Consider the following 24,928-nt stretch of genomic DNA (forward strand, 5'->3'; position numbering starts at 1 on the left):
CCTCAGAGTGCGGTGGGGAGCGTCTTCCACAGGTGCGGCCGGTCGTGCGCGGCTTGGAGAGCGCCCAGAACCGCCGGATGAGGTTCAGCATACAGAACTGGATAGTCCAACTCATTGGACTCGGGATCGGGAGTGAAGGCCAGCCGCTCCCCGTCGAGCGAGAACCGGGCGTCGACCCCCGGCTTGTTTCCGCGGGGATCCTGCCGGTGCCACGCGCCGTCGAACCGCACGGCGACCAGCCCGTGCACCAGGTCGAGCTTCTGGTAGCAGAGCGCCGTGGGGATGTCCTCGGCCCGCAGCAGCGCGGCCAGCGCGTGGGCCTTGGCGTGACAGATTCCGGTGCCCTCGGCCAGGACGTCGGAGGCGCGCCAGGTGACGCGCAGGTCTCCGGAGTCCGCCGAGTGCGGGATGGCGTCCCGTACGAATTCGTACGCCGATCGCGCATAGGCATACGAGTCCACGGCCTGCTCGGCCAAGCGCGCAGCCGTCTCCCGCACCCGCGGATGGTGATGATCGATGACCTCGCCAGCGGCCAAGTAGGCGGACAGGTCCGGGGTCTCCTGCGTCAGCTCCATACCCGCAGAGCATAGAAATGCGACCACCCGAGCGTCAATGACTTTTCGAGTGATCGCATATCTATGCATCGAGGCGGGTGGCTGTGACTACCGGGCCATCTCCTCCTTGAGCGCCGCCACGAATCCGTCGACGTCGTCCTCGGTCGTGTCGAAGGCGCACATCCAGCGGACGTCGCCCGCGGCCTCGTTCCAGAAGTAGAAGCGGTAGTGCTTCTGCAGGCGCTCACTCACGTCGTGCGGGAGACGCGCGAAGACCGCGTTGGCCTGCACCGGGTAGAGGATCTCCACGCCGTGGACCGCGCGCACGCCCTCCGCGAGCCGCTGGGCCATCTCGTTGGCGTGCCGGGCGTTGCGCAGCCACAGATCCTTGGCGAGCAGCGCCTCCAGCTGCACCGAGACGAAACGCATCTTCGAGGCCAGCTGCATGGACAGCTTGCGCAGGTGCTTCATGTGGCTGACGGCGTCCTGGTTGATGACCACGACGGCCTCGCCGAACAGCGCGCCGTTCTTCGTCCCGCCCAGGGAGAGGATGTCGACGCCGACCGCGTTGGTGAACGTCCGCATGGGGACGTTCAGCGAGGCGGCCGCGTTGGCTATCCGGGCGCCGTCGAGGTGCACCTTCATGCCGTGCCCGTGGGCGTGGTCGCAGATCGCGCGGATCTCGTCGGGCGTGTAGACGGTGCCCAGTTCGGTGTTCTGGGCGATCGAGACGACCTGCGGCATCGCACGGTGCTCGTCGTCCCAGCCGTACGCCTGCCGGTCGATCAGCTCGGGCGTGAGCTTGCCGTCGGGCGTGGGCACGGTGAGGAGTTTGAGGCCGCCCATGCGCTCGGGGGCGCCGCCCTCGTCCACGTTGATGTGCGCGCTCTCCGCGCAGATCACCGCGCCCCAGCGGTCGGTGACCGCCTGGAGGGCGACGACGTTTGCGCCGGTGCCGTTGAAGACGGGGAACGCCTCGGCGCCGGCGCCGAAGTGGCTGCGGACGATGCGCTGGAGGTTGTCCGTGTACTCGTCCTCGCCGTACGCGATCTGGTGCCCGCCGTTGGCCAGGGCCAGGGCGGCGAGCACCTCGGGGTGGGCCCCCGCGTAGTTGTCGCTGGCGAAGCCACGTACCTCCGGGTCGTGATGCCGCCGGGCGTCGGTCTTAGGAGGGTTCACGGCTTCTCGGTCAGCCACAGACGGTTTCCGTTCACTTCGGCGGCGGACTGCTCCCAGACACCGGCGATGGCCTCGGCCAGCTCCTTGACGTCGGTGAAGCCCGCGAACTTCGCATTGGGGCGCTCGGCGCGCATCGCGTCGTGCACCAGTGCCTTGACCACCAGGACGGCAGCCGCGGACGTCGGCCCGCTCTCGCCGCCCGCCTTGCGGAAGTAGTCGGCAAGGGCCAGCGTCCACGCCTCGGCGGCGGCCTTGGCGGAGGCGTAGGCGGCATTGCCCGCGGTGGGCCTGCTCGCGCTCGAGGCGCTGATCAGGAGGTACCGGCCACGGTCGCTGCGCTGCAAGGCCTCGTGGAACGCGAGGGAGGTGTGCTGCACGGTGCGGATGAGCAGCAGCTCGAGGAAGTCCCAGTCGTCCAGGATCGTCTTGGTGAAGGTCTCGCTGCCGCGCCAGCCGCCGACGAGATGGACCAGGCCGTCGACGCGGCCGAAGTCCTTCTCGATGCGCGTGGCCCAGTCCCGGGTCGACTCCAGGTCGAACAGGTCGACCGTGTCCCCGACGACGGTGGCGCCGCCGTGCCCGTAGCGGGCCGCGTCGACGGCTTCCGCGAGCCGCTCGGGGTCGTTGTCGGAGCCGACGACGGTCGCGCCCGCGTCGGCGAGCCGGACGAGTGTCGCGCGTCCGGCGGGTCCGCCCGCGCCGGCCACCGCGATCACCGCACCGCTGAGAGCACCGTTCCTCATCTTCTTCGCCTCCTGAGCAGTGTTCTCGGCGCCGTCGCTCACGCGGCGGCCCGCTCGGCACTCGTCGCCGTGATGCCCTTGGTGGAGGCAATCACGTTCTTCAGCTTCTTGGCGAGCGCCTCATAGAACATGCTCAGCGGAAACTCGTCCGGGAGCACGTCGTCCACGAGCTTGCGCGGGGGCTGGGTCAGGTCGAGGGCGTCCGGGCCCTTGGCCCAGCGGGAGCCGGGGTGCGGGGCGAGGTAGGTGGAGACCAGCTCGTACGCCTTGAACCAGTGGACGAGCTTGGGGCGGTCGATGCCGGCCCGGTAGAGGTCCTCGATCTCGGCGCACAGCTCGTTGGTGACCTGCGGGGCACGCTGCCAGTCGATGTGCAGCTTGTTGTCCGTCCAGCGGACGACGTCGTGCTTGTGCAGGTAGGCGAAGAGCAGCTGCCCGCCGAGGCCGTCGTAGTTGCGCACGCGCTCACCGGTGACCGGGAAGCGGAACATCCGGTCGAAGAGCACCGCGTACTGCACGTCACGGCCCTGCGGGAAGCCGTCGGCCTCCAGCTTCACGGCCTCCTTGAAGGCGGTCAGGTCACAGCGCAGCTCTTCGAGGCCGTACATCCAGAACGGCTGGCGCTGCTTGATCATGAACGGGTCGAAGGGCAGGTCACCGTGGCTGTGGGTGCGGTCGTGGACCATGTCCCACAGCACGAAGGCCTGCTCACAGCGCTGCTGGTCGTGGACCATGGCGGCGATGTCCGCGGGCAGCTCCAGGCCCAGGGTGTCGACGGCCGCGTCGGTCACGGCGCGAAAACGGGCGGCCTCGCGGTCGCAGAAGATGCCGCCCCAGCTGAAGCGCTCGGGGGCCTCGCGCACGGCGATGGTCTCCGGGAAGAGGACCGCCGAGTTCGTGTCGTAGCCCGCCGTGAAGTCCTCGAAGGTAATGCCGCAGAACAGCGGGTTGTCGTAGCGGGTCGCCTCCAGCTCGGCGAGCCAGTCCGGCCAGACCATGCGCAGCACGACCGCTTCGAAGTTGCGGTCCGGGTTGCCGTTCTGCGTGTACATCGGGAAGACGACCAGGTGCTGGAGGCCGTCCCGGCGGTGCCCCGCGGGCTGGAAGGCCAGCAGCGAGTCCAGGAAGTCGGGCACCTTGAACCCGTCGTCGGACCAGCGGCGCAGGTCCTTCACCAAGGCCGCGTGGTAGGCGGCGTCGTGCGGGAGCAGCGGGGAGAGCTCCTCGACCGCGTCTATGGCACGGCGGACGGCCAGTTCGGCGTCGGAGGCGTCCGGCGCGCCCTCGGCCTCGAAGTCGATGGAGCCGTCCTTCGACTGCCATGGCCGAATCTGCTCCACGGCATCCTTGAGCACGGGCCAAGCCGGGTGCTCCACCACCCTGACCTGCGGAGGAACCTGCTCCTCCGAACGCTCCTGCACAAGAATTTCCGTCATAACCCATCCTCCACGAGAGAACCTCACGTATGGACACCGTATGCATATGAGGTTTCTTCCAGCAAGTAGGGGTTCGGGAAATTATCCTGCCTCACCCCCGCCTTCACCGCTCTTTTTCCTGCCGGACACCGTAGAGGCGACGACTTCCGCTATCGACCGCTGGGCATCCCGGGCGTCCGCGACGGGTTCGGCGAGAGGTTCGGCAAGGGGTTCGGCGAGGCCGAGGAATCCATGGAGCATGGCCGGATACCGACTACAGGTGACCGGCACCCCGGTCACACGGAGCTTCGCGGCGTAGGCCAGGTCGCCGACGCGGCGGCTAGGTGCCGGCGGGCCTCGGCCGTCGGCGACACTGCCGCCGAGGTCGGGAGAGTGCTCCTTGACGGCGTCGGCCGGCGGCATGAAGTCACCTCCCGAAGAGCCGAACATCCCGGGGGCGCATGCCATATGACCATTCGTCAGTTTCATGCCAGGCGCATGCCCGCGACCTCGGTCAACCTCCGCGTGACGCGCCCACCCAGGGGTGACGCGGACCGGCTGTACGGCCCGGGCCGCCGTTGGGCGGGGCCCCATTCACCCGTGTACAAGCGGGTTCATCGCGGACCGGGAGCATTAGGCTGCGGCCTTGCCGCGTGGCCACGGGAGCGCAGTACGCGGCAGCCGAGCCGCCGTCGACGGAAGCGAGTTGAGCCTTGAACTTCCTCACCATCGGTCACCGCGGAGTCATGGGCACCGAGCCCGAGAACACCCTCCGTTCCTTCGTCGCCGCCCAGCGTGCGGGCCTCGACCTGATCGAACTCGATCTGCATCTGAGCAAGGACGGGGCCCTCGTCGTCATGCACGACGCCGAGGTGGACCGGACGACCGACGGCACGGGACCGATCGCCGAGAAGACCCTCGCCGAGCTGCGGACGCTGGACGCGGGCCGGGGCGAGCGCGTCCCCGTCTTCGAGGAGGTCCTCGACGCCGTCAGCGCACCGCTCCAGGCCGAGATCAAGGACGTGGCGGCGGCGCGGGCGCTGGCCGAGGTGATGAACCGCAGGGACCTGGTCGCCCGGGTGGAGGTGCTCTCGTTCCACGACGCGGCCATCGCCGAGATCTCCCGCCTCGTGCCGGGGGTACGCACCGCCCTGGTCGCCAGCCGCTACGGCACCGACGTCGTCGACCGTGCCACGGCGGTCGGCGCCACCACGCTCGTGCTCAACATCCGGCGGCTGACGCTGGAGATCGTCGAGCACGCGCGCAAGGCGGACCTGAGGATCATCGGCTGGGTGGTGAACACCCAGGACCATCTGCGGCTCGTCCGGGCGCTGCAACTGGACGGCGCGACCACCGACTACCCGGAGATCAAACGCACCGGCCGTTTCACCGCATGAACGTCACGCCAGCGGCTTGACCAGCAGCTCGAACTCCAGGTCGTCGCGCTGCGGAACGCCGAAGCGCTCGTCGCCGTACGGGAAGGGGGTCGTCTCTCCCGTACGGCGGTAGCCGCGCCGCTCGTACCAGGCGATGAGGTCGTCGCGTACGGAGATCACGGTCATGTGCATCGCGGCGACGCCCCAGGCCTCGCGGGCCGCCCGCTCCGCCTCCCCGATGATCACCTTGCCGAGGCCACCGCCCTGGAGGGCGGGGCTCACCGCGAACATGCCGAAGTAGGCGTGGTCACCGCGGTGTTCGAGCTGGCAGCAGGCGACGACCGCGCCGGCCCGCTCGACGGTGAGCAGTCGGCTGTCCGACGACTTGATCACCGCGCGCACGCCCTCGGGGTCGGTCCGCTGCCCTTCCAGGATGTCCGCCTCGGTGGTCCAGCCGGCCCGGCTGGCGTCCCCGCGATAGGCCGACTCGATCAGCGCGACCAGCGCGTCGACGTCGGCGTCGGTGGCGTCGCGGAAGGTCAGTCCGGTGGCGGCGGTGTCCATGGGGCACTTCTCCGATCTCTGGCGGGGCTCGGGCACCGCTGAGCGTAACCCTCGCACTAGGCTCCGTTTGTATGGTCCACGTACTGAGCAGCCGCACCCTTCTGCGCCCCACCGACCCGGAACGCTCCCGCGCCTTCTACGGCGAGAAGCTGGGCCTCGCCGTCTACCGCGAGTTCGGCACGGGCCCCGAGCGCGGCACGGTCTACTTCCTCGGCGGCGGCTTTCTGGAGGTCGCGGGCCGCTCGGACAGCCCGCCGTCACCGGCCCTGAAACTGTGGCTCCAGGTGCCTGACGCGGGCACGGTGCACGAGGAGCTGAAGAACGCCGGCGTCGAGATCGTCCGGCCACCGGTACGGGAGCCGTGGGGCCTGATCGAGATGTGGATCGCGGACCCGGACGGTACGGAGATCGTGCTCGTGGAGATCCCGGCGGACCATCCGCTGCGGTACCGGCCCGGGATCTGATGCCGCTCGCGGGGCACGGGCTTAGCCTGCTGGAGGGGGCCGGACCGGCGGAAGGTACTCCATGAAGCTCGACAGGCCGGTGACCGGCGGGCCCTGCTGGACCGAGCTGGGCACCAGTGATCTGGAGGCGGCCAAGCGGTTCTACACCGACCTGTTCGGCTGGCGGCTGGAGACCGACCCTCGGCAGGAGGCCGGCGGCTATACCGTCGCGCACCTCGGCGACGCGGCCGTCGCGGCGATCTCCCCGCGGTACGAGGAGTCGCAGCCGGTCGCCTGGAACGTGTCGTTCTCGGTGGCGGACGCGGACGCGGCCGTCGCCACGGTGCGGGACGCGGGCGGCACGGTGGTGCTGGGCCCGATGGACGTGTTCGACGTCGGCCGTTTCGCGGTGGCGTCCGATCCGGGCGGCGCGGCCTTCCAGCTGTGGCAGCCACGGGCCTTCCCCGGCGCGGGGCTGTTCAACGCGCCCGGCTCGCTCGGCTGGGTGGAGCTGCTGACGCGGGCTGCCGAGCAGGCCACGGCGTTCTACACGACCGTGTTCGGCTGGAGTGTCAACGCCTCCGAGCACTACACACAGTGGGGTGTCGGCGGCGCCGACTTCGGCGGCATGGTGACGATGGACGAGCAGTTCCCGCCTCAGGTGCCGTCGCACTGGCTGCCGTACTTCGCGGTCGAGGACGTGGACGCCACCGCGCACGACGCGACCGAGGCGGGCGGCAGCGTACTCATGGAGCCCACGTCCGTGCCGGACGGACCACGGATCGCCGTCCTGCGGGACGCGCAGGGCGCGGCCTTCGGGATCCATGTGGGCGGCGAGGAGGGCTAACCACCGGGCTTCATCGGCGTGAGCTGGTGGATGCCATGGCGTGTGCGTGCCTCGGCGATCGCTCTCTGGTCGGGCGGGCCCGGGGCGTCGAGGATGTCGGCGATCTCCCGGATGTAGAGCTCATGGCCGGCCGGCGCCGCGAGGAAGAGCATCCGGGCGGGCACCGAGCCGGGGTTGGCGAACGCGTGCGGGCATCCCGAAGGCACGTACATCATGCTGCCCGGGCCGCCGCGGACGACCTTGTGACCGGTGCCGGACTCCCAGGCCCGCCAGTCGCCGGACGCCCTGATCCGCGGCTCGAAGGCCAGCAGATCGAGTTCGCCGTCGAGTATGTAGAACAGTTCCTCCGCTTCGTCGTGCAGGTGTGCCCCCACGTCGAACCCCGGCTCCACATCGGCCTCGAACACCGACCATCGGGCCGAGACGTCGGCCCCCACCTTGAGCGTCATGCCGGACGTACCCATCCGGCGGCCCGACCCGGGCGACAGGACCAGTCCATGGGTCATGGCGCACATCGTCCCCCGGAAGCCGGGCCTCAGGAAGGCGTCGGGCCTGCGGTGTCAACGACACCTGGCCGATGACCGGGGCGCACGCGGCGCGTTGTCGAAGTGGACAGAGGGCACCGGGCGGGCTCAGCCGCGCGGCACGCCGAGCCTGCCCTCCAGCTGGACCAGCAATTCGCCGAGCAGGCCCGCGAGTTCACCCTGCCCTTCGCCGTCGAGGCCGGACAGTACGGCGCTCTCGTAGGAAAGCTGCTCGGGAAGGATGCCGTCGACCAGCTCGCGCCCGGCGTCCGTGAGCCGGACGTGGGCCACGCGGCGGTCGCGGGCGTCTCCGCGCCGTTCGACCAGGCCGCGCTCGGTCAGCTGCTTGAGGCGCTTGGTGACGGCGGCCCCGGAGGAGAAGGTCTCGCGGGCGATCTCGCCGGGCGTCAGCTCATGGCCGGTGCGGCGCAGCGTGCCGAGGACGTCGAACTCGGGACGGGTCAGCCCGACGCGGCGCAGCGGGGCGTCCTCGGCCTGCTGGAGGAGGGCCGCGCAGCGGTTGATGCGCCCGATGATCTCCATGGGTCCGGTGTCGATGTCGGGACGGACGGCCCGCCACTGGCGCACCACGGCGGCCACGGTGTCGTGCGCCGCCGCACCGCCCCCGTCGGCGCCGCTGCCGGTGTGCGGCCGCCCGCCCGCCGTGCCGCCCCCGGTGTCCGTCCGTCCGTCCGCTGCCGTCATGCCGGTGCACCCTCCGTGGTGTGCAGTCCCTGCCGTCGTACCGTCGCCGCGAGCGTACGGTGTCCGGCCTGCTCGGCGAGCACCACCCGCTCCTCCGGCAGGGCGCGCTGCCACCACTCGCCGGCCGCGGCGTCCGTGGTGGCCCGCAGATCCACGACCGCGGCGGCCAGCTCGCGGCGGGCGGACTCCAGGGCCCCGGGCTCAGGGTGCTCGGCGGTGACGGTCTTCGCCGCGTGCTCCCGGGCGCTTTCCAGGGCGTCGAGGGCGAGCTCGATGCGGTCGCCGGCCCGCCGGTTGGTCACCGCGACCGCCGCGACGAAGCCCACCAGGGCCCCGACGAGGGTGTCCACGACCCGGTCGGTCATCAGCTCGCCGGGTTCCTGGAGGTGCGCGAACTCGGTGATGAGCAGGGCCATCGGGGTCACGCACACGCTGCCGAGCCAGTAGTTGCGGCCGATGAGTGCCTCGGCGCCGAAGTTGAGGGCGAGGCAGCTCAGCACGAGGGCCGCCGGGCCGAGATGCGCGAGCGGGGCGATCGCGGCGAAGGCGAGGACGCCCACGAGGTTGCCGACTACGCGCTGGATGCCACGGCTCCAGGTGAGCGTGACGTTGGCCTGGTAGAGCGAGGCGGCCGTGACCAGCGCCCAGTAGGGGCGGCCGACGCCGAGGGCGAGCGCGACGTATCCGGCGAGGGCGCACCCGAGGGCGGTGCGCAGCGCGATGGGCGCGAGGGGGCCGAGCCGGCTGAGCAACGGCCGTGCGGGGCTGTCGAGTTCGGCTTCCACACCGAGCAGTTCGTCCGTCGTGCCGTCGCCAGCCCGCGGGACGCGCGGGATCGGGATCGGCCCCTTGCCGCGCAGCTCGCGGGCCCAGGCGCGCAGCTGCCCGGCTTCGGCGTCCGCGGGCACGGCGAGCGCGACCTCGGCGCGCACGACGAGCCGTTCGAGGGCACGGCGGGGCGCGGTACGGGCGCCGGTGGACAGCAGCGACTGCCAGGCCGCGTGCACGGCGGCGGCCGCACCGGCGCGGGCCCGGGCATGTCCGTCGCCGGTGCCCCGTGTCTCGGCGTACGCGGCCGCGGCGTTCAGGGCATGGGCGGTGGCGCGCCGCTCGGGCCCGTGCGGCCGTACGAGACCGGGGGCCATGCCCACGATCCAGGCCCAGGCACCCGCGGCGACCGCGAGCGCCAGATGTCCGGGGACCTGGCCGAGGGTCCCCGGCGCGAACAAGGAAGCGGAGCTGATGAAGGTGAGCACGACATGCCCGGGCGGGCCGATGCGGGTCGCGTCGCACACCGCCTTCTGCGCGGCGGCCAGCAGCGCCCCCACGGTGACCAGCACGACGGCGCTGGTGGTGAGCGACGCCGCGATCAGGGCGACCGCGAGCCCGCCGATCATCCCGAGCACCACCCAGGCGAGGGCACGGGCCCGGGCGGCGTACGGGCGGTTGTGCGCGTAGAGGGCACAGAGCGACCCGGCCATCGTGTACATCGCCAGATCGAGGCGGCCGAGCGCAAGGAGGGTCAGGTTGGGCGGTGTGACCGCGGCGACCACGCTCAGGGCGGGTTTGAACCAGATGTCGGAGGGCCGGCCGAGGCGCAGCACGCCCACGAGGGGGAGCGGACGGACGCGGGAGGTGGTGGGGGTCGCACTGCTCATGCGTTTAACATTAGCAGGTGTTTTACTCGTAAAACATTGCCTGCGGGCCGGTGCGCGTCCCGTGCGCTCCCCCGCGTACCCCTGTGCGCTCGCGTGCGCACCGTCCGTGACGGGCATGCCCTGACCGACTGTCCGACACCGTCGAGCGGGGAGGTGCGCGGTGCACGGATCGGCTTCGCCCGGCTGGCTGCTCGTCGCGCTGTGCGCGGCGACCGGGACCTACTGTCTGCTGCGGATGCGCAGCGGCGTCGAGGAGCAGCGCCGGGCCGCGGGCGGCGAGGCGCTGATGGGGTTCGGCATGGCGGCCATGGCCGTACCGGCCGCGGTGGCCGCCCCACCCCGGTGGGCCTGGCTGGCGTACGCGGTGGTCTTCGGCGCGGCCGGCGTACGGGCCCTGTGGGGGGCGCAGACCGGCGCACACCATCTGCACCATCTGGTGGGCGCGTTCGCGATGGCCTACATGGCGGGGGTGATGGCAGCGTCCCCCGCGCACCACGAGCACGGTGCCGCCTCCGGGCTGCCGCCGGTGACAGGGGTGCTGCTGCTCTACTTCGCGGGGTACGTGCTGTGGTCCGGGGTGCGGCTGATACCGGTGGCGTCCGTGGCGGGGGGCGGCCGGAGCGTCGGCTGGGGCGACCGGCCCGAACTGGCGCGGGCCTGCAGACTCTCCATGGGGATCGCCATGGTCGCCATGCTCCTCACACTCTGACCACGCCCGATCCGTCCGCGCCGAGTCGCAGTGGCGCGAAGCCGAATCCCAGTGGTGTACGAAGCCGAGTCGCAGAGGCACGAAGCCGAGTCCGGGCCGCACGAACCCGTGGCGTGCGTCACTTTGCCATGACAGGCCGTATCCTCCGGCGCCGCCCCGCTCATAGGCTGCGCCCCATGATGGTCCCCGCGGCACTGTTGCTGCTCGGCGCCCTGACCGCCGTCGTCGCGCCGCGGCTGCTCGCCCTGGCCGACTGGCCGGACCGTGAACCGGTGGTCGCCCTGTGGGTGTGGCAGTGCGTGGTGGCGGCCGTACTGGTGTGCTGCGCGCTGTCGATGACCCTGAGCGCGGCCGCCGCGTGGGTGGCCGTGCGCGGTCATGTGTTCGCCGGGGCGCCGCACCCGGTCGTGGAGGCGTACGCGCTGAGCACCGGGGGTTCCTGGGCGTCGACGACCGCCGTGATGCTCGCGGGCGGCGGCGTGTGGAGCGCGGCGATGCTGGTCCGTGAGATCGCCCGGGCCCGGGCCCGCCGCCGGCAGCGCCGGGCCGAACTTCTCGTACGCGCACCGCTGTTGCCCGGCGAGGAACCCGGTGCCGATCGGCTCGTGGTGCTGGAGGGCGAGCGGCCCGATGCCTGGTGGCTGCCCGGGGCCGCGCCCCAGCTCGTCATCACCACGGCCGCGTTGCGCCGGCTCAAGGGGCGGCAGCTGGACGCCGTCCTCGCCCATGAGCAGGGGCACGCACAGGCCCGGCACGACTGGCTGCTGCACTGTTCGGGCGCGCTGGCGGGCGGCTTTCCCCAGGTGCCGGTCTTCGCCGCGTTCCGCGACGAGATGCACCGACTGGTCGAACTCGCCGCCGACGACGTGGCGTCCCGCCGGTTCGGCCGCCTCACGATCGCCCTGGCGCTGGTGGAACTCAACGAGGACCGGGGCGTGTTCGGCCCCTGCCCGACCCCGCAGGCCCACGTTCCGCAGCGTGTCCACCGCCTGCTCACTCCCCCGGACCGCCTCACGGCCGCGCGCCGGCTGCAACTGACGGCGGCCGCGGCGCTGGTGCCGGTGATTCCGGTACTGGTGGCGTTCGTACCGGGACTGCGGGCGCTCGGGTAATCACCTTTTCCAGCCACCGGTCCGCCCGTGCCGAACGACGGCGATCCTCCGGTCCCGCGATCCTCGTTCGCCTCCGGTCCCCCGGGTCGGAGAGGATCACTCCATGCACTCCCCGCCCGTCGGCTCGCCGCCCCGACCGCCCCGTCCCCGGGCCGCCGCGCGCGCCGTGGTGGTGCTCGCCGCCGCGTCCGCGCTGGTCGTCCTGCTGGTCGCCCTCCCCTGGCAACCGCTCATCGCCCTCGACGGCGACATCTCGCGCGCCACACACCGCTGGGCCGTGGACGAACCCGGTGTCACCCACGCCTTCCGCATCCTGACGGACTGGGTGTGGGACCCGCTGACGATGCGGCTCGCGTGTGCGGCGGCCGTCGTGTGGCTGGTGTGGCGGCACTCCGCGTGGCGGCTCGCGCTGTGGGTGGCGGCCGCGTGCGCGCTGGGCACGCTGCTGCAACAGGTCCTCAAGGCCGCGGTCGACCGTGCCCGTCCCGTGTGGCCTGATCCCGTGGACTCGGCCCACTACACGGCCTTCCCCTCGGGCCACGCCATGACGGCCACGGTGGTGTGCGGGCTGCTCCTGTGGCTGCTGCGCCTGTACGGCGCCGGGCGCGCACTGTGGCGTACGGGCGTCGCGCTGGCGGCGGTCTCCGTCGTGGGAGTCGGTCTGACCCGCGTATGGCTGGGTGTGCACTGGCCGTCGGACGTGCTCGGCGGCTGGCTGCTCGGGGCGCTGGTGGTGGCGGGCGCGATGGCGTCGTACGGGCGGTGGCACGGCTCAGGGCCCGCTTGACCCGCTTGACCCGCCCGCTTGGATGGTGTGACCCGCTTGACCCGATTGGATCGTGTGACGAAGGATCACCTGTATGGCGATCAAAGGTGTGCTCTTCGACTTCTCCGGAACGCTCTTCCGTATCGAGTCCACCGAGTCCTGGCTGCGCGCGGCGCTCACCGCGGCCGAAGTCCCCCTGCCGGAACCGGAGTTGATCCGGACCGCCGAGGAACTGGAGTCGGTGGGCGCGCTGCCCGGCGGGGCGCTCCCGTCCCAGCCGCTGCCCGCCCGCCTCGCCGAGCTGTGGGAGGTCCGTGACCGCAGCGCCGCCCAGCACCGGGCCGCGTACACCGGCATCGCCCGTCAGGTGCCGCTCCCGGATCCACGCCTCCACGACGCGCTGTACGACCGCCACATGGCCCCGGCGGCGTGGTCCCCCTACCCCGACGCGGCCGAGGTGCTCGGCGCACTGCGCGAGCGCGGGGTCGCCGTGGGGGTGGTCAGCAACATCGGCTGGGATCTGCGGCCGGTCTTCCGTGCGCATGGCCTCGCCCCGCACGTGGGCGCGTACGTCCTGTCGTACAAGCACGGCATCCAGAAACCGGACACCCGCCTGTTCGCCCTCGCCTGCGAGGCGCTCGGCGTCGCCCCGCAGGACACGCTGATGGTCGGCGACGACCGCCGCGCGGACGGCGGCGCGGCGGCCCTGGGCTGCGGAGTGCACTTCGTGGACCATCTCCCGGCCCCGGAACGCCCGGACGGCCTCCGGCCGGTACTGGAACTGGTCGGCTAGGGCACCTGCGGCCAGTGCTCCGTCCGTGCACGACCGCCCTGGACGCTCCCCCGCGACGCCCAGGGCAGACGGCAACCGCCGGAACCGACCCGCACGAGGCCGGGTCCGGATGCGCTGAGTATAGTTGGCTGGCAGCCAGTCAACGCAGGAGTTACAGGATGTCCCCGCGCAGCGCCTCGGTCAATGAAGAGTTGCGCCGGCGTTCCCGGGAACGGCTTCTGCAGGCGGCCGTGGAGCTGGTGAGCGAGCGTGGCTACGAGGCGACGACGCTCGGCGACATCGCTGACCGGGCGGGCTCGGCACGGGGGCTGGTGTCGTACTACTTCCCCGGCAAACGACAGCTCGTCCAGTCCGCCGTGCACCGGTTGATGCACCGCACGCTTCAGGAGGCGCTGGACCGTGAGCCGCGTACCGAGGACGGCAGGGAGCGGATGGCGCGGGCCATCGACGCGATCCTGGGCCTCGCCCGGGACCAGCCCGTGCTGATGCGCCAGCACATGGCGGGCATCCTGCAAGCCGAGGGCTTCATGCAGTGTCCTGAGCAGCGGCGGCTGGCGGAACTGCTGCGCGAGACGGTCGCCCGTCGCGGCTCGCCGGACGCCGCCACCGACTATCCGATGCTGCGCGCCCTGCTGATGGGCGCGGTCTACGCGGCCCTGGTGCCGGGGGCTCCGATGCCCCTGCCCGTGCTGCGGGCCGAGTTGTTCAAGCGGTACGGCCTCGACTGGGAGACAGGCGCCCCGCCGGCCCCGGAGGGGGCCGACGGGACGTGCGGCACGGATCTGTCGCGCTTTTTCGCGACGGAGAGCCGAGCCGGTGAGGACGAGGGCCGGCCGAAGCCGCCGGACTCCGTCCCCGGGACGCGTCAGTCGAAGTAGTCCGGCTGCGTCTGGACGTTGAGCTCACGCAGACGGACCCGCTTCGCGGGGTCGGTCCGCCGGTCGGTGATCTTCAGGACGTCGAAGCCCTTGGCGATGTCGTTCGAGTAGATGTAACCGTTGTAGTAGTACGCGGACCACGAGCCGCCGACCGAGAGCGTCCCGGTGGACAGCGGACCGCGCTCGAAGTAGGCGATCTCCTCGGGGTGGGCCGAGTCGGTGAAGTCCCAGACCGAGACCCCGCCCTGGTACCACGCCTGGACCATGAGGTCCTTGCCCTTGACCGGGATCAGCGAGCCGTTGTGGGCCACGCAGTTCTCGGTGTCCGCCTGGTGGCGGGGGATCTTGTAGTAGCTCTTGAAGACGAGCTTGCGCTTCTCGCCCTTGCCGACGATGTCGTAGATGCCGTCGGCTCCGCGGTTCGGCCCGACCGTCGCGTTGCAGGTGGCCGCGCCACCGCCGCCCAACTCATCGGTGAACACGACCTTGTTGGCCTTCTGGTTGAAGGTGGCCGAGTGCCAGAACGCGAAGTTGACGTTGTCCTCGACCTGGTCGAGGACCTTCGGGTGCTCCGGATCCTTGATGGAGAACAGGATGCCGTCGCCCATGCAGGCGCCCGCCGCGAGGTCCTTCGAGGGCAGGACGGTGATGTCGTGGCAGCCGGTGGTTTTGGCGACGCCGGGGTTGGTGGGCGAGCCGGGGTTGCCCCCGCCGTCCTGGCCCTCACCCGGGAACAGCACCGGGAAGCTGACGACGGCCGCCTTCTCCGGCGCCTTGCGCGGCACCTTGATGACCGAGATGCCGTCGTGCGGCGGCTGGCAGTCGGGGAAGGCGGCGTTCGGCGAGTACGAGGACACGTAGACGTAGACGTTCCTGCGTTCCGGCACCAGCGCGTGCGTGTGCGAACCGCAGGCGGTCTCGACTGCGGCGACGTACTTCGGGTTCGCCTTGTCGCTGATGTCGAAGACCTTCATGCCCTCCCAGGAGGACTTCTCGGTCGCGGGCTGTGTGGTGCTGTTGCAGGAGCTGTCGCTGCGCGAGGAGTCGGTGGACAGGAAGAGGAGGTCGCCCGAGACGGAGATGTCGTTCTGCGAGCCGGGGCACAGCACCTGGGCGACCGTCCTGGGGGCCCTCGGGTTGCTGATGTCGAAGATGCGGAAGCCGTCGTAGTTGCCGGCGAACGCGTACTTGCCCTGGAAGGCCAGGTCCGAGTTGAAGCCGGTGAAAGCCTCCTTGGGGATGTTGGCGACGTGTTCGATGTTGTCGGAGTGGACGACCTCGTCCTGGCCGGGTATCTCGCCGTCGGACATCGCCGCCCTGACCTGAGCCTGTGCGCTCCGGGAGACCTCCTTCTGCGTCACGGCGCCGTCCCCGGGGTCGGGGGTGGCGGCCGCCGGGCCTGCCGTGAGCAACGCGGCCAGGAGTCCCGCCGCGGCGGCGGCAACTCCCGTGGATCTGCGCCGCCTTCGGGGTTCGTTCAACAGGGTCACTGCGTCCTCCCTGGTTGCCGTTCACACTGGAACGGTTCACGGACCTCCGAAGTATCGTCTCTCCCATGCGGAGATCAACAGGTGGCAACGTACTCGTCACAAACGTTCCTGATCCCTCTCGCGCCCTCAACAGCCGTGTCCGCCAAATGACTTGGGCCACGGTGTCACTGGCCGTCGTGGCGCTCGCGCTCTCGGGATGCGACTCCGGATCGGATTCCCCCACGGACGTCAAGTCCGGTGCGGCGAGCGGCCCTTCGGTGATCGTGCCCGGCAAGCCCGGAGACGCGAACGAGACGCTCTCCGCCGAGGACGCCGCGAAGCGGCGGACCGACGACGACTCCCCCAACACGGCGGACTTCTCCTACGCACGCATGATGATCGAGCACCACACCCAGGCCCTGGAGATGACCGAACTCGCCCCGAAGCGGGCCGAGTCGGGCAAGGTGAAACGACTGGCCGAGCGGATCGCGGCCGCGCAGGGGCCCGAAATCGCCTCCATGGAAGCCTGGTTGAAGTCGCACGGCGGCGAGCGGAAGAGCACCTCGCACGCACACGACACGATGCCCGGCATGGCGAGCGCCGCACAGCTGAAGACGTTGCGGGCGGCGAAGGGCCGGGCATTCGACGAGCTGTTCCTGACGCTCATGATCACGCATCACGACGGGGCGATCACCATGGCCACCGAGGTGAAGTCGCAGGGCAACAACATCCAGATCGAGGAGATGGCCGACGATGTGATCGCGCAGCAGACCAGCGAGCTCGGCCGGATGCGCGACCTGCCATGACAGCCACGCTCAGCGCCGGACGTGACGTGGTGTCAGGAATCCCGCGTCACGCGCCCCGGCGATCAGCCTGAGCGCCCTGCGGCGGCTGTGCCCGGTCGCGCACATCACCGCGAGCACCGGGTCGATCCCCTCGCCCTGGGCGGCGAGATACTCCTCGGCGACGAGGCGCCGCCCCTCGATGCCGCGCGGCCAGGCCGGCCGGGCATGGCGCGACGACGCCTCCTCCGGCTCGCCCGACGGCCCGGGCTCCCCGCCGCAGGCCTCGAACAGCGGGCCCTCGATCCAGTCAGCCAGTGCCGTCAGGTCGTCGAGCGACAGCGGCGGCTGGGCGCGTACGTCCTCGACGAAGACACCCCCCTCGGCCAGCACCGCGAGGACGTCGACCCGGGCCCCGTCGGCGAAGGCCAGGCAGACGTCGAACCAGGACGTGGTGACCTCGTGCTCCCGCACCTCCCACGCGCGCCGAACGGACACCGCGCCGTCCGGTCGATCGCGATCAGAAAGATTGAGAAAGGATTCTTCCAGCACATACGCAACGTAAGCAAATGATCACATTCAATGCGAATCGGCACGCAGAGCAGATACACGACAGGCCCACACCTTCCCCCTCCCTTCGGGGCGTCCGCGGTGCGATCCTGGAGCCATCAGCGACCTCCGCCGAAGCAGGGAGTCCCGCCGTGCTGCATGTCGCCGTCGTAGGTTCGGGGCCGAGCGGGGTCTACACCGCCCAGGGCCTCGTCCAGCAGGACTCCGGGGTGCGCGTCGACGTCCTGGACCGACTGCCGTGCCCGTACGGCCTGGTGCGCTACGGGGTGGCGCCCGACCACGAAAAGATCAAGTCCCTGCAGAACAATCTGCGGACGGTCCTCGAACATGAGCGGGTGCGTTTCCTCGGCGGCGTCCGGATCGGCCCGGACGGGGTGCCGGCCACCCGGCTGCGGGAGCTGTACCACGCGGTCGTCTACTGCGTGGGCGCCGCCACCGACCGCCATCTGGGCATCCCGGGCGAGGAACTGCCCGGGAGCTGGTCGGCGACCGAGTTCGTGTCCTGGTACAGCGCCCACCCGGACTCCGTCGCCGACGGCTTCGTACGCGGGGCGCGGTCGGCCGTGGTGATCGGCGTCGGGAACGTGGCGGTGGACGTCACCCGGATTCTGGCTCGCGGACCGAGCGAGCTGAGCCCCACCGACATGCCCCAGGCGGCGCTCACGGCACTGGCCGCCAGCCGGGTCACCGACATCCACATGGTCGGACGGCGCGGTCCGTCGCAGGCCCGCTTCACCACCAAGGAGCTGCGCGAGCTGGGCGCGCTGCCGGACACCGATGTCGTCGTGGACCAGCGGGAGCTGGCGCTCGATCCGGCGTACGCCGATCCTTCCGGGCTGCCCGCCGCCCAGCGCCGCAATGTGGAGGTGCTGCGGGCATGGGCCGAGGCGCCGCCGAAGGGCGCTCCGCGTCGTATCCGGCCGCGGTTCTTCCTGCGGCCCGTCGAACTGCTCGACGGCGGCGGGCACGTGGGTGCGGTGCGTTTCGAGCGGACGGCGCCGGACGGGCGCGGCGGGGTGGCGGGCACCGGGCAGTACGAGGACATCGAGGCGCAGCTCGTGCTGCGGTCCGTGGGCTATCGCGGGGTGCCGCTGGAGGGGCTGCCGTTCGACGCGGAGCAGGGCACGGTGCCGCATCTCGCGGGGCGCGTGCTGCGCGACGGAGCGGTCTCCCCGGGCGAGTACGTGGCGGGGTGGATCAAGCGCGGTCCGACCGGCGTGATCGGCACCAACCGGCCCTGCGCCAAGGAGACGGTGACCTCGCTGCTCGCGGACGCCCCCGTTCTCGTACGGCGGGAGGTGCCGGACGATCCCATGGCGGTGCTGCGTGCGGAGGGGCTGCGACCGGTCGAGTGGGCGGGGTGGCAGGCCATCGAGCGCGCCGAGGCGGAGCTGGGCGCATCACTGGGGCGGAACGTGGTCAAGCTTCCCGACTGGGCGGCACTTCGGGCGGCAGCTGCGGGGACCGCGGCGCACTAGCAGGTGTTTGCAGGGGCGTCGACCGGGACACACTCCGGCAACAATCCGGAAATCAACAAACTGTTCAAGACCCTTACGGTCTCGTGCTGTCCCCATCGTTCCCGCCCGCCGCTCCTGGAGTGCCCATGGCAACGACCGCATCCGTGCATCCCGTCGACGAGGTCCCGCCCATACGCCAGTTGGCCGCCTTCGGGCTCCAGCATGTTCTCGCGATGTACGCGGGCGCGGTGGCCGTTCCGCTGATCGTGGGCAGCGCGATGAAGCTGTCGGCCGCGGACCTGGCTTATCTGATCACCGCCGACCTGCTGGTGTGCGGGATCGCGACGCTCATCCAGTGCGTGGGTTTCTGGCGCTTCGGGGTACGGCTGCCGATCATGCAGGGCTGCACCTTCGCCGCCGTGTCGCCGATGGTGCTCATCGGCACGACGGGCGGCGGACTGCCCGCGATCTACGGTTCCGTGATCGTCGCGGGCCTCGCGATCGCGCTCCTCGCTCCGGTCTTCGGGAAGCTGCTGCGGTTCTTCCCGCCGCTCGTCACCGGCACGGTGATCCTGATCATCGGCGTCTCGCTGCTGCCGGTCGCGGGCAACTGGGCCGCGGGCGGCCAGGGGGCGAAGGGCTTCGGTGAGCCGAAGAACCTGGCGCTCGCCGGATTCGTGCTGCTGGTGGTGCTGGGCGTGCAGCGGTTCGCGCCGGCGTTCCTGAGCCGGATCGCCGTACTGATCGGCATCGTGGTGGGGCTCGCGGTCGCGGTGCCGTTCGGCTTCACCGACTTCGGCGGGGTCGGCGACGCCGACTGGCTCGGCATCAGCACGCCCTTCCACTTCGGTACGCCCACCTTCCACGCCTCCGCGATCGCGTCGATGCTGGTGGTCGCGCTGGTGACGATGACCGAGACCACCGGTGACCTCATCGCGGTCGGCGAGATGACGGACCGCGGGGTCGAGCCGCGTATGCTCGCCGACGGGCTGCGGGCCGACGGCCTGTCCACCGTCCTCGGCGGTGTCTTCAACACCTTCCCGTACACGGCGTACGCGCAGAACGTGGGCCTGGTGGGCATGACCCGGGTGCGCAGCCGCTGGGTCGTCGCCGCCGCGGGCGGCATGCTGGTGCTGCTGGGCCTGCTGCCCAAGCTGGGCGCGGTGGTCGCGGCGATACCGGCGCCGGTCCTGGGCGGCGCGGGCCTGGTGATGTTCGGAACGGTCGCCGCGAGCGGGCTGAAGACGCTGGCGCGGGTCGACTTCAAGGACAACGACAACCTCACGGTGGTGGCCGTTTCGGTGGCGGTGGGGATGCTGCCGGTGGGGGTGCCGACGATCTACGCGCAGTTCCCGGACTGGTTCCAGACCGTCATGAACAGCGGCATCAGTGCCGGCTGCCTGACTGCGATCGTATTGAATCTGCTCTTCAACCACCTTCCGGGGAAGGCCGGTTCGCCCGCGAAGGCCGCCGAGCCCGACGAGGCCTCAGGCACCGCCTAGCCGGTCGGCCTGGTGGGCGCACGCGGTGAGGACGCTGTCGAGGAGGCCGGGGAACAGCGCGTCCAGGTCGTCCTTGCGCAGGCCGCTCATCTTGGCCGTGCCCCGGTAGATCTGCCGGATCACTCCGCTCTCGCGCAGCACCCGGAAGTGGTGCGTGGTGGTGGACTTGGTGACCGGCAGGTCGAAGTGCGAACAGGAGAGCTCGTCGCCATCGGCGGCGAGCTCTCGCACGATCTGGAGCCGCATCGGGTCGGACAGCGCGTGCAGCACGGCTTCCAGGCGGATCTCCTCGCGGGCGGGGTGCGCGAGGGCGCGACTGCGTGCGGTCGGGGCGGCGGTCGTCACGGCGGCTCCAATGGTCGGAACCCCATTGTACGAGAACCCTCGTAGTTTGACATCTCCCGTACTACGATGCCTACCGTACGAGCCGGTACACCGTCCCGCGATGAAGGGAGTCCGCTGTGAGCGCGCTCTTCGAGCCCTACAGCCTGCGCGATCTGACCATCCCCAACCGGGTGTGGATGGCCCCGATGTGTCAGTACTCCGCGGCGCCACAGGGCCCTGCGGCCGGCGCCCCGCACGACTGGCACTTCGCGCACTACGCGGCGCGCGCCACCGGCGGCACGGGCCTGATCGTCGTCGAGGCGACCGCCGTCTCGCCCGAGGGCCGCATCAGCCCGTACGACCTCGGCATCTGGAACGACACCCAGGTCGAGGCGTTCCGCCGGATCACCCGCTTCCTCGCGGCCCAGGGCACGGTGCCCGCGATCCAGCTCGCACACGGCGGCCGGAAGGCCTCCACGGACCGCCCCTGGAAGGGCGGCGCGCCGCTCGCCGCCGACGAGCACGGCTGGCAGCCGCTCGGACCGAGCCCGGTCGCGTTCGACGAGAGGCACCCGGTGCCGACCGAACTGTCGGTCGCCGAGATCCGGCAGATCGTCGGCCAGTTCGCGGACGCGGCGCGGCGCGCCCTGGCGGCCGGTTTCGAGATCGCCGAGATCCACGGCGCCCACGGCTACCTGATCAACGAGTTCCTCTCCCCGCACTCCAACCGCCGCACCGACGAGTACGGCGGCTCGTACGAGAACCGCGTCCGCTTCGCCCTCGAGGTCGTCGACGCCGTACGGGAGGTGTGGCCGGCCGGGAAGCCGCTGTTCTTCCGCGTCTCGGCCACCGACTGGCTGGACGAGGGCGGCTGGACCGCCGACGACACGGTCCGCTTCGCGGCCGAGCTCCAGGCGCACGGCGTGGACCTCCTCGACGTCTCGACGGGCGGCAACGCCTCGGGTGTACGCATCCCGACCGGGCCCGGCTACCAGGTCCCCTTCGCGGCCCGGGTGAAGGCCGGAACCTCCCTGCCGGTGGCCGCCGTCGGCCTCATCACGGACGCCGAGCAGGCCGAGAAGATCCTCGCCAACGGGGAGGCGGACGCGATCCTGCTGGGCCGTGAACTCCTGCGCAATCCGTCGTTCGCCCGGCTCGCGGCCCGGGAACTGGGCGGCGACGTCCATGTCCCCGCCCAGTACCACCGCTCCGTCTGACGTCGCGCGCCCGACGTCCGACGCCCGGGCGTGACATCGCGCGTCCGACGCCGACGCCGATGCCGATGCCCGGGCGGCCCGGGATCCCTGCTCGACGGCGGCGGCCGGCCGGGTGGGGGGCCGGGGCGGGTCGCCGACGAGGAGTCCCGCGCGGTGTGCGGTTACGGCTGGGGTCGTCGGCCACCGTGCTCGTGGGCTACGGCCTGTTCGTCAACTCCGCTGCCGTGGCCAGCAGTTGCTCCCGGCCGATGGCGTCCGCCCTCGTCGCCGGTACCGTGCAGGCGTAGGCTCCGGCGATCGAACCGTACAGGGCGCAGCGCCTGGGTGGCTCGCCCGCCAGCCGGCCGAAGAGGTAGCCCGAGGCGAAGGCGTCGCCCGCCCCGTTGGAGTCCACCACCGGGGCCGGGGGTGTGACGGTGGGGATGTGTGTCACCTCGCCGTCGGCCAGCAGATACGCCCCTTCGGCCCCCGCCGTGGCGACGACCTCCCGGGCCCGGCCGCGCTCGGCGATCTGCCGCATGGTCTTCTCCGGGTTCGCCAGGGCGGTGGTCGACAGGAACACGATGTCGGCCTCGTGGGCGAACGCCTCGTGATACGCCTGGACACCGTCCCAGTTGTGCAGATCGGTGGAGATGCTCACCCCCGTCTCGCGCAGCGTGGGAAGAGCGTCCGCGCAGGGGTGGGTGATCGCCACATGGGCGTGCCGGCTCGCCGCGGCCAGGGCGGCCACCGTGGGCGGGGGCAGCCGCTCCTCGTCCGGTGCGCGGCTGTCGTCGTACAGCGACAGGCGGCGCCCGTCGGGGCCCACGAGATTCACCGCCCGCTTCGTACCCGCGGACAGCGGCACTTCGGTGAGTCCGATTCCCCGGTCGCGGTGGAGCGCGCGGACCAGGTCGCCCTCCCGGTCGTCCCCGATCATGTCGATGTGGTGCGTGCGCAGCCCCAGCGCATGCACGCCGACCGCCACGAAGTCGCCGGTCTGCCCCGCCCGGGTCTCGATCGCGGGCACCATGTAGCTGTCCGCGTACGGGAGCGGCAGCTCGGGCACCTGCACGATCGTGTCGACCCCGGCACCTCCCAGGACAAGGACGTCGATTTCACTGCTCAAGGCGCTCCCCCAGCCGGTGAGTTCAGGACCACGAGATCCACGACGGGCAGCCTACCCGGGCAAAAACGCCGGATCCGCTCTCAGCCCGTCTTACGCCCCCACATCGGCCCGAACCGTGCCCAGTCCTCGTCCCACCGCTCCATCCGCCGCCGCTCCAGACGTCCCCGGACCAGCCGCCCGCCCACGAACGGCCCGGCCGCCGCGCTGACCCCCACGAGAAGGCCGACCGTGACGCCGCGCACCTGCGCCTCGGAGGGGGGCACGGGCTTGGTCACCAGAAGGCCGTCGCGGTCCGTCCACACGGTCACCGGGGTGCCCGTGGCGCTGCCGGCGGCGACGCGCGCCTGGCCGGAGTGCGTCGAACCGTTCGCCGTGGTCCAGCGGACCTTCGCCCACACCCGGTCGGCGCCGGACGAGGCCGCGGCGGACGACTCGGGCGCGTCCTCGGCGACCAGGGCGCGGACGGGGCGCCACTCGGCGCGTTCCCGGGCGAGGCCCTGCTCGACGGAGTGTGCCGCCGCGAGCCCCGTCAGCACACCGCAGAGCACGGTGACGGTCCAGGCCGAGAACAGGACCCACGCCTCCAGCACGTCGCTGCGGCGCCGCAGCTGGTTGCGCCGCCATCGCCACAGGGGGTTGCGCCGCCATCGCGCCAGGGGCTTGCGCCGCCATCGCGACCTCCATGCCTGGGGACCACGGAATGCCGACATCGATGGCACCCTCCTCACGAACTCACGGACACGCCGGACCGCCCTCCCATACGCGAGCCGTCCCCCTCGTGCTCACGTGATGTCCGTCAACTCGTCTGCCCGCAAGGGCCCGATGACAGTCCCGCCGGTTCGGCAAGGGCTCTTTCGAGGGCCGCGACGCCGTCCCGTCCCCCTCCCGCCGCCTGCCGGAAACACCGCCCTGACCTCCCGGAACGACGCGTCCGGAGGTGACTGTCAGTGGTGGGGTGCAGACTGGCCCGTATCTGGAACAACGTTGTTGCGGAGGTGGCCGCCATGGCCGAGGTACTGCTCACCGTGGGCACACGCAAGGGGCTCTTCGTCGGACGGCGGCGGGGCGGCGCCTGGGAGTTCGACGAGAGCCCGTACTTCAACGCGCAGGCCGTGTACTCGGTCGCCATCGACACCCGGGACAAGGCGCCGCGGCTGCTGGTCGGCGGGGACAGCGCGCACTGGGGCCCGTCCGTCTTCCACTCCGACGACCTGGGCCGGACCTGGACCGAGCCACCGCAGCCGGCCGTCAAGTTCCCCAAGGACACGGGCGCTTCGCTGGAGCGGGTGTGGCAGCTGCACCCGGCGGCCGCCGAGCCGGACGTGGTGTACGCGGGTACGGAACCGGCCGCGCTGTACCGCTCCGAGGACCGGGGCGAGAGCTTCCGGCTCGTACGTCCCCTGTGGGAGCACCCCACCCGCGACAGATGGGTGCCGGGCGGCGGTGGCGAGGGCCTGCACACCGTCATCACCGACAAGCGGGACCCGAGCGCCGTGACGGTGGCCGTCTCCACGGCCGGCGTGTTCCGCACGCACGACGGCGGCGCGAGCTGGGCACCGTCCAACTCCGGGGTCTCCGCGGTGTTCCTGCCCGATCCGAACCCGGAGTTCGGACAGTGCGTGCACAAGATCGCACAGGACGCGGCGACTCCGGACCGGCTGTATCTGCAGAACCACTGGGGGGTGTACAGAAGTGACGACGCGGGCGGCCACTGGACGGACATCGGCGAGGGCCTGCCGTCCACGTTCGGGTTCGCGGCCGCCGCCCATCCGCACCGCGGGGACACGGCGTACGTCTTCCCGATCAACGCGGACGCGGACCGTGTCCCGGCGGACCGCCGATGCCGTGTCTTCCGCACGGCGGACGCGGGCGAAAGCTGGGAGCCGCTCACGGCCGGGCTGCCGGACGAGGACCACTACGGCACGGTGCTGCGCGACGCGCTGTGCACGGACGACGCGGACCCGGCGGGCGTGTACTTCGGCAATCGCAACGGAGAGGTGTACGCATCGGCGGACGACGGCGACAGCTGGCGGCAACTGGCCTCGCATCTGCCGGACGTGCTGTGCGTACGCGCGGCGGTGGTCGGGTGAGGCGGGCGAGTCCCCGGTCACCTTCGGTCGCGGACCGATCGCCTCGGAGGGCCGTCGGGAGGGGCGGCGTCCGTCACAGTCGCACCGCCTGACGGCGTCGTCTCCTCCACAAAACCGCACTTCAGGCCGTCGAATTCCGTCAG

Annotated in this window: 27 protein-coding genes; 13 read left to right on the top strand and 14 right to left on the bottom strand. The window is 71.3% G+C overall.

Going from position 1 to position 24,928, the window contains the following annotated elements; genetic code table 11:
- Window positions 1-2: 2 nt before the first annotated feature.
- The 5 genes from GTY58_RS07890 to GTY58_RS07910 all read right to left on the bottom strand — a co-directional run bounded on the left by GTY58_RS07890 (window position 3) and on the right by GTY58_RS07910 (window position 4,314).
- A complete protein-coding gene (locus GTY58_RS07890; protein ID WP_037645961.1) occupies window positions 3-575 on the bottom strand; it encodes a transglutaminase domain-containing protein in 573 nt (190 codons plus the stop codon).
- 87 nt (window positions 576-662) lie between these two features.
- Complete coding sequence (locus GTY58_RS07895) at window positions 663-1,733, bottom strand: low specificity L-threonine aldolase (protein WP_010982926.1); 1,071 nt, start codon at window positions 1,731-1,733, stop codon at window positions 663-665.
- The gene (locus tag GTY58_RS07900) at window positions 1,730-2,476 is read right to left on the bottom strand and encodes an SDR family oxidoreductase (RefSeq protein ID WP_010982927.1); all 747 of its coding nucleotides are present in this window, start codon (window positions 2,474-2,476) and stop codon (window positions 1,730-1,732) included. Before GTY58_RS07900 ends, GTY58_RS07895 begins: the two co-directional genes overlap by 4 nt.
- 38 nt (window positions 2,477-2,514) lie before the next feature.
- A complete protein-coding gene (locus tag GTY58_RS07905) occupies window positions 2,515-3,912 on the bottom strand; it encodes a DUF6421 family protein (protein WP_010982928.1) in 1,398 nt (465 codons plus the stop codon).
- An 81-nt stretch (window positions 3,913-3,993) separates the two neighbouring features.
- Window positions 3,994-4,314, bottom strand: a complete 321-nt coding sequence (locus tag GTY58_RS07910) for an alpha/beta hydrolase (protein WP_137865271.1) — start codon at window positions 4,312-4,314, stop codon at window positions 3,994-3,996.
- A 290-nt stretch (window positions 4,315-4,604) separates the two neighbouring features.
- On the opposite strand from GTY58_RS07910, the gene GTY58_RS07915 reads away from it, so the two are divergent.
- Entirely contained in the window at window positions 4,605-5,288 is a 684-nt protein-coding gene (locus GTY58_RS07915) for a glycerophosphodiester phosphodiesterase family protein (protein WP_010982930.1), read from the top strand.
- A gap of 3 nt (window positions 5,289-5,291) precedes the next feature.
- On the opposite strand, the gene GTY58_RS07920 is transcribed toward GTY58_RS07915, so the two are convergent.
- Entirely contained in the window at window positions 5,292-5,831 is a 540-nt protein-coding gene (locus tag GTY58_RS07920; RefSeq protein WP_010982931.1) for a GNAT family N-acetyltransferase, read from the bottom strand.
- Between the two features lie 71 nt (window positions 5,832-5,902).
- Between GTY58_RS07920 and GTY58_RS07925 the strand changes: the two genes are divergently transcribed.
- The gene (locus GTY58_RS07925) at window positions 5,903-6,295 is read left to right on the top strand and encodes a VOC family protein (RefSeq protein ID WP_010982932.1); all 393 of its coding nucleotides are present in this window, start codon (window positions 5,903-5,905) and stop codon (window positions 6,293-6,295) included.
- Between the two features lie 61 nt (window positions 6,296-6,356).
- On the top strand, window positions 6,357-7,121 hold the full coding sequence (locus tag GTY58_RS07930; protein WP_010982933.1) for a VOC family protein: 765 nt from the start codon (window positions 6,357-6,359) through the stop codon (window positions 7,119-7,121).
- Here the strand turns inward: GTY58_RS07930 and GTY58_RS07935 are convergent.
- From GTY58_RS07935 to GTY58_RS07945, 3 genes are all read right to left on the bottom strand, one after another.
- Window positions 7,118-7,627: a cupin domain-containing protein gene (locus tag GTY58_RS07935; protein ID WP_037645953.1), complete on the bottom strand. Its 510-nt coding sequence runs from the start codon at window positions 7,625-7,627 to the stop codon at window positions 7,118-7,120. The two genes, GTY58_RS07930 and GTY58_RS07935, sit on opposite strands and share 4 nt — an antisense overlap.
- Before the next feature lie 126 nt (window positions 7,628-7,753).
- Window positions 7,754-8,350: a MarR family transcriptional regulator gene (locus GTY58_RS07940; RefSeq protein WP_010982935.1), complete on the bottom strand. Its 597-nt coding sequence runs from the start codon at window positions 8,348-8,350 to the stop codon at window positions 7,754-7,756.
- Window positions 8,347-10,008, bottom strand: a complete 1,662-nt coding sequence (locus tag GTY58_RS07945) for an FUSC family protein (RefSeq protein ID WP_010982936.1) — start codon at window positions 10,006-10,008, stop codon at window positions 8,347-8,349. The genes GTY58_RS07940 and GTY58_RS07945 overlap by 4 nt, the downstream gene beginning before the upstream one ends.
- 160 nt (window positions 10,009-10,168) lie before the next feature.
- Between GTY58_RS07945 and GTY58_RS07950 the strand changes: the two genes are divergently transcribed.
- From GTY58_RS07950 to GTY58_RS07970, 5 genes are all read left to right on the top strand, one after another.
- On the top strand, window positions 10,169-10,717 hold the full coding sequence (locus tag GTY58_RS07950; protein ID WP_010982937.1) for a DUF5134 domain-containing protein: 549 nt from the start codon (window positions 10,169-10,171) through the stop codon (window positions 10,715-10,717).
- Window positions 10,718-10,893: 176 nt separating this feature from the next.
- Entirely contained in the window at window positions 10,894-11,829 is a 936-nt protein-coding gene (locus GTY58_RS07955) for a M56 family metallopeptidase (protein WP_010982938.1), read from the top strand.
- A 103-nt stretch (window positions 11,830-11,932) separates the two neighbouring features.
- Complete coding sequence (locus tag GTY58_RS07960; protein WP_010982939.1) at window positions 11,933-12,616, top strand: phosphatase PAP2 family protein; 684 nt, start codon at window positions 11,933-11,935, stop codon at window positions 12,614-12,616.
- Between the two features lie 79 nt (window positions 12,617-12,695).
- Entirely contained in the window at window positions 12,696-13,388 is a 693-nt protein-coding gene (locus GTY58_RS07965; protein WP_107083179.1) for an HAD-IA family hydrolase, read from the top strand.
- 158 nt (window positions 13,389-13,546) lie between these two features.
- On the top strand, window positions 13,547-14,266 hold the full coding sequence (locus GTY58_RS07970) for a TetR/AcrR family transcriptional regulator (protein ID WP_010982941.1): 720 nt from the start codon (window positions 13,547-13,549) through the stop codon (window positions 14,264-14,266).
- On the opposite strand, the gene GTY58_RS07975 is transcribed toward GTY58_RS07970, so the two are convergent.
- Window positions 14,254-15,756, bottom strand: coding sequence for a hypothetical protein (locus GTY58_RS07975; RefSeq protein WP_010982942.1), 1,503 nt, complete (start codon window positions 15,754-15,756; stop codon window positions 14,254-14,256). The genes GTY58_RS07970 and GTY58_RS07975 overlap by 13 nt on opposite strands.
- A gap of 146 nt (window positions 15,757-15,902) precedes the next feature.
- Between GTY58_RS07975 and GTY58_RS07980 the strand changes: the two genes are divergently transcribed.
- Window positions 15,903-16,541 (top strand): DUF305 domain-containing protein, encoded by a 639-nt coding sequence (locus tag GTY58_RS07980; protein WP_037645943.1) that lies wholly within the window; start codon window positions 15,903-15,905, stop codon window positions 16,539-16,541.
- 9 nt (window positions 16,542-16,550) lie between these two features.
- Here the strand turns inward: GTY58_RS07980 and GTY58_RS07985 are convergent, their stop codons facing one another.
- Window positions 16,551-17,015 (bottom strand): DUF6214 family protein, encoded by a 465-nt coding sequence (locus GTY58_RS07985; RefSeq protein ID WP_010982944.1) that lies wholly within the window; start codon window positions 17,013-17,015, stop codon window positions 16,551-16,553.
- A gap of 203 nt (window positions 17,016-17,218) precedes the next feature.
- On the opposite strand from GTY58_RS07985, the gene GTY58_RS07990 reads away from it, so the two are divergent.
- A complete protein-coding gene (locus GTY58_RS07990; RefSeq protein WP_010982945.1) occupies window positions 17,219-18,565 on the top strand; it encodes an FAD-dependent oxidoreductase in 1,347 nt (448 codons plus the stop codon).
- A 125-nt stretch (window positions 18,566-18,690) separates the two neighbouring features.
- On the top strand, window positions 18,691-20,046 hold the full coding sequence (locus GTY58_RS07995; protein WP_010982946.1) for a nucleobase:cation symporter-2 family protein: 1,356 nt from the start codon (window positions 18,691-18,693) through the stop codon (window positions 20,044-20,046).
- Here GTY58_RS07995 and GTY58_RS08000 read toward each other — a convergent pair.
- Window positions 20,032-20,391: a helix-turn-helix transcriptional regulator gene (locus GTY58_RS08000; protein ID WP_010982947.1), complete on the bottom strand. Its 360-nt coding sequence runs from the start codon at window positions 20,389-20,391 to the stop codon at window positions 20,032-20,034. The genes GTY58_RS07995 and GTY58_RS08000 overlap by 15 nt on opposite strands.
- A 116-nt stretch (window positions 20,392-20,507) precedes the next feature.
- Here GTY58_RS08000 and GTY58_RS08005 point away from each other — a divergent pair, with 116 nt between their 5' ends.
- Window positions 20,508-21,587: an NADH:flavin oxidoreductase/NADH oxidase gene (locus tag GTY58_RS08005; protein WP_010982948.1), complete on the top strand. Its 1,080-nt coding sequence runs from the start codon at window positions 20,508-20,510 to the stop codon at window positions 21,585-21,587.
- 196 nt (window positions 21,588-21,783) lie between these two features.
- On the opposite strand, the gene GTY58_RS08010 is transcribed toward GTY58_RS08005, so the two are convergent.
- Window positions 21,784-22,695 (bottom strand): adenosine kinase, encoded by a 912-nt coding sequence (locus GTY58_RS08010; RefSeq protein ID WP_010982949.1) that lies wholly within the window; start codon window positions 22,693-22,695, stop codon window positions 21,784-21,786.
- Between the two features lie 80 nt (window positions 22,696-22,775).
- Entirely contained in the window at window positions 22,776-23,405 is a 630-nt protein-coding gene (locus tag GTY58_RS08015; RefSeq protein WP_010982950.1) for a hypothetical protein, read from the bottom strand.
- Between the two features lie 237 nt (window positions 23,406-23,642).
- On the opposite strand from GTY58_RS08015, the gene GTY58_RS08020 reads away from it, so the two are divergent.
- On the top strand, window positions 23,643-24,785 hold the full coding sequence (locus GTY58_RS08020; protein WP_010982951.1) for a sialidase family protein: 1,143 nt from the start codon (window positions 23,643-23,645) through the stop codon (window positions 24,783-24,785).
- Window positions 24,786-24,928 lie beyond the last annotated feature (143 nt).

It is taken from the genome of Streptomyces sp. SID5469, from assembly GCF_009862865.1.
Lineage (GTDB): Bacteria > Actinomycetota > Actinomycetes > Streptomycetales > Streptomycetaceae > Streptomyces > Streptomyces avermitilis.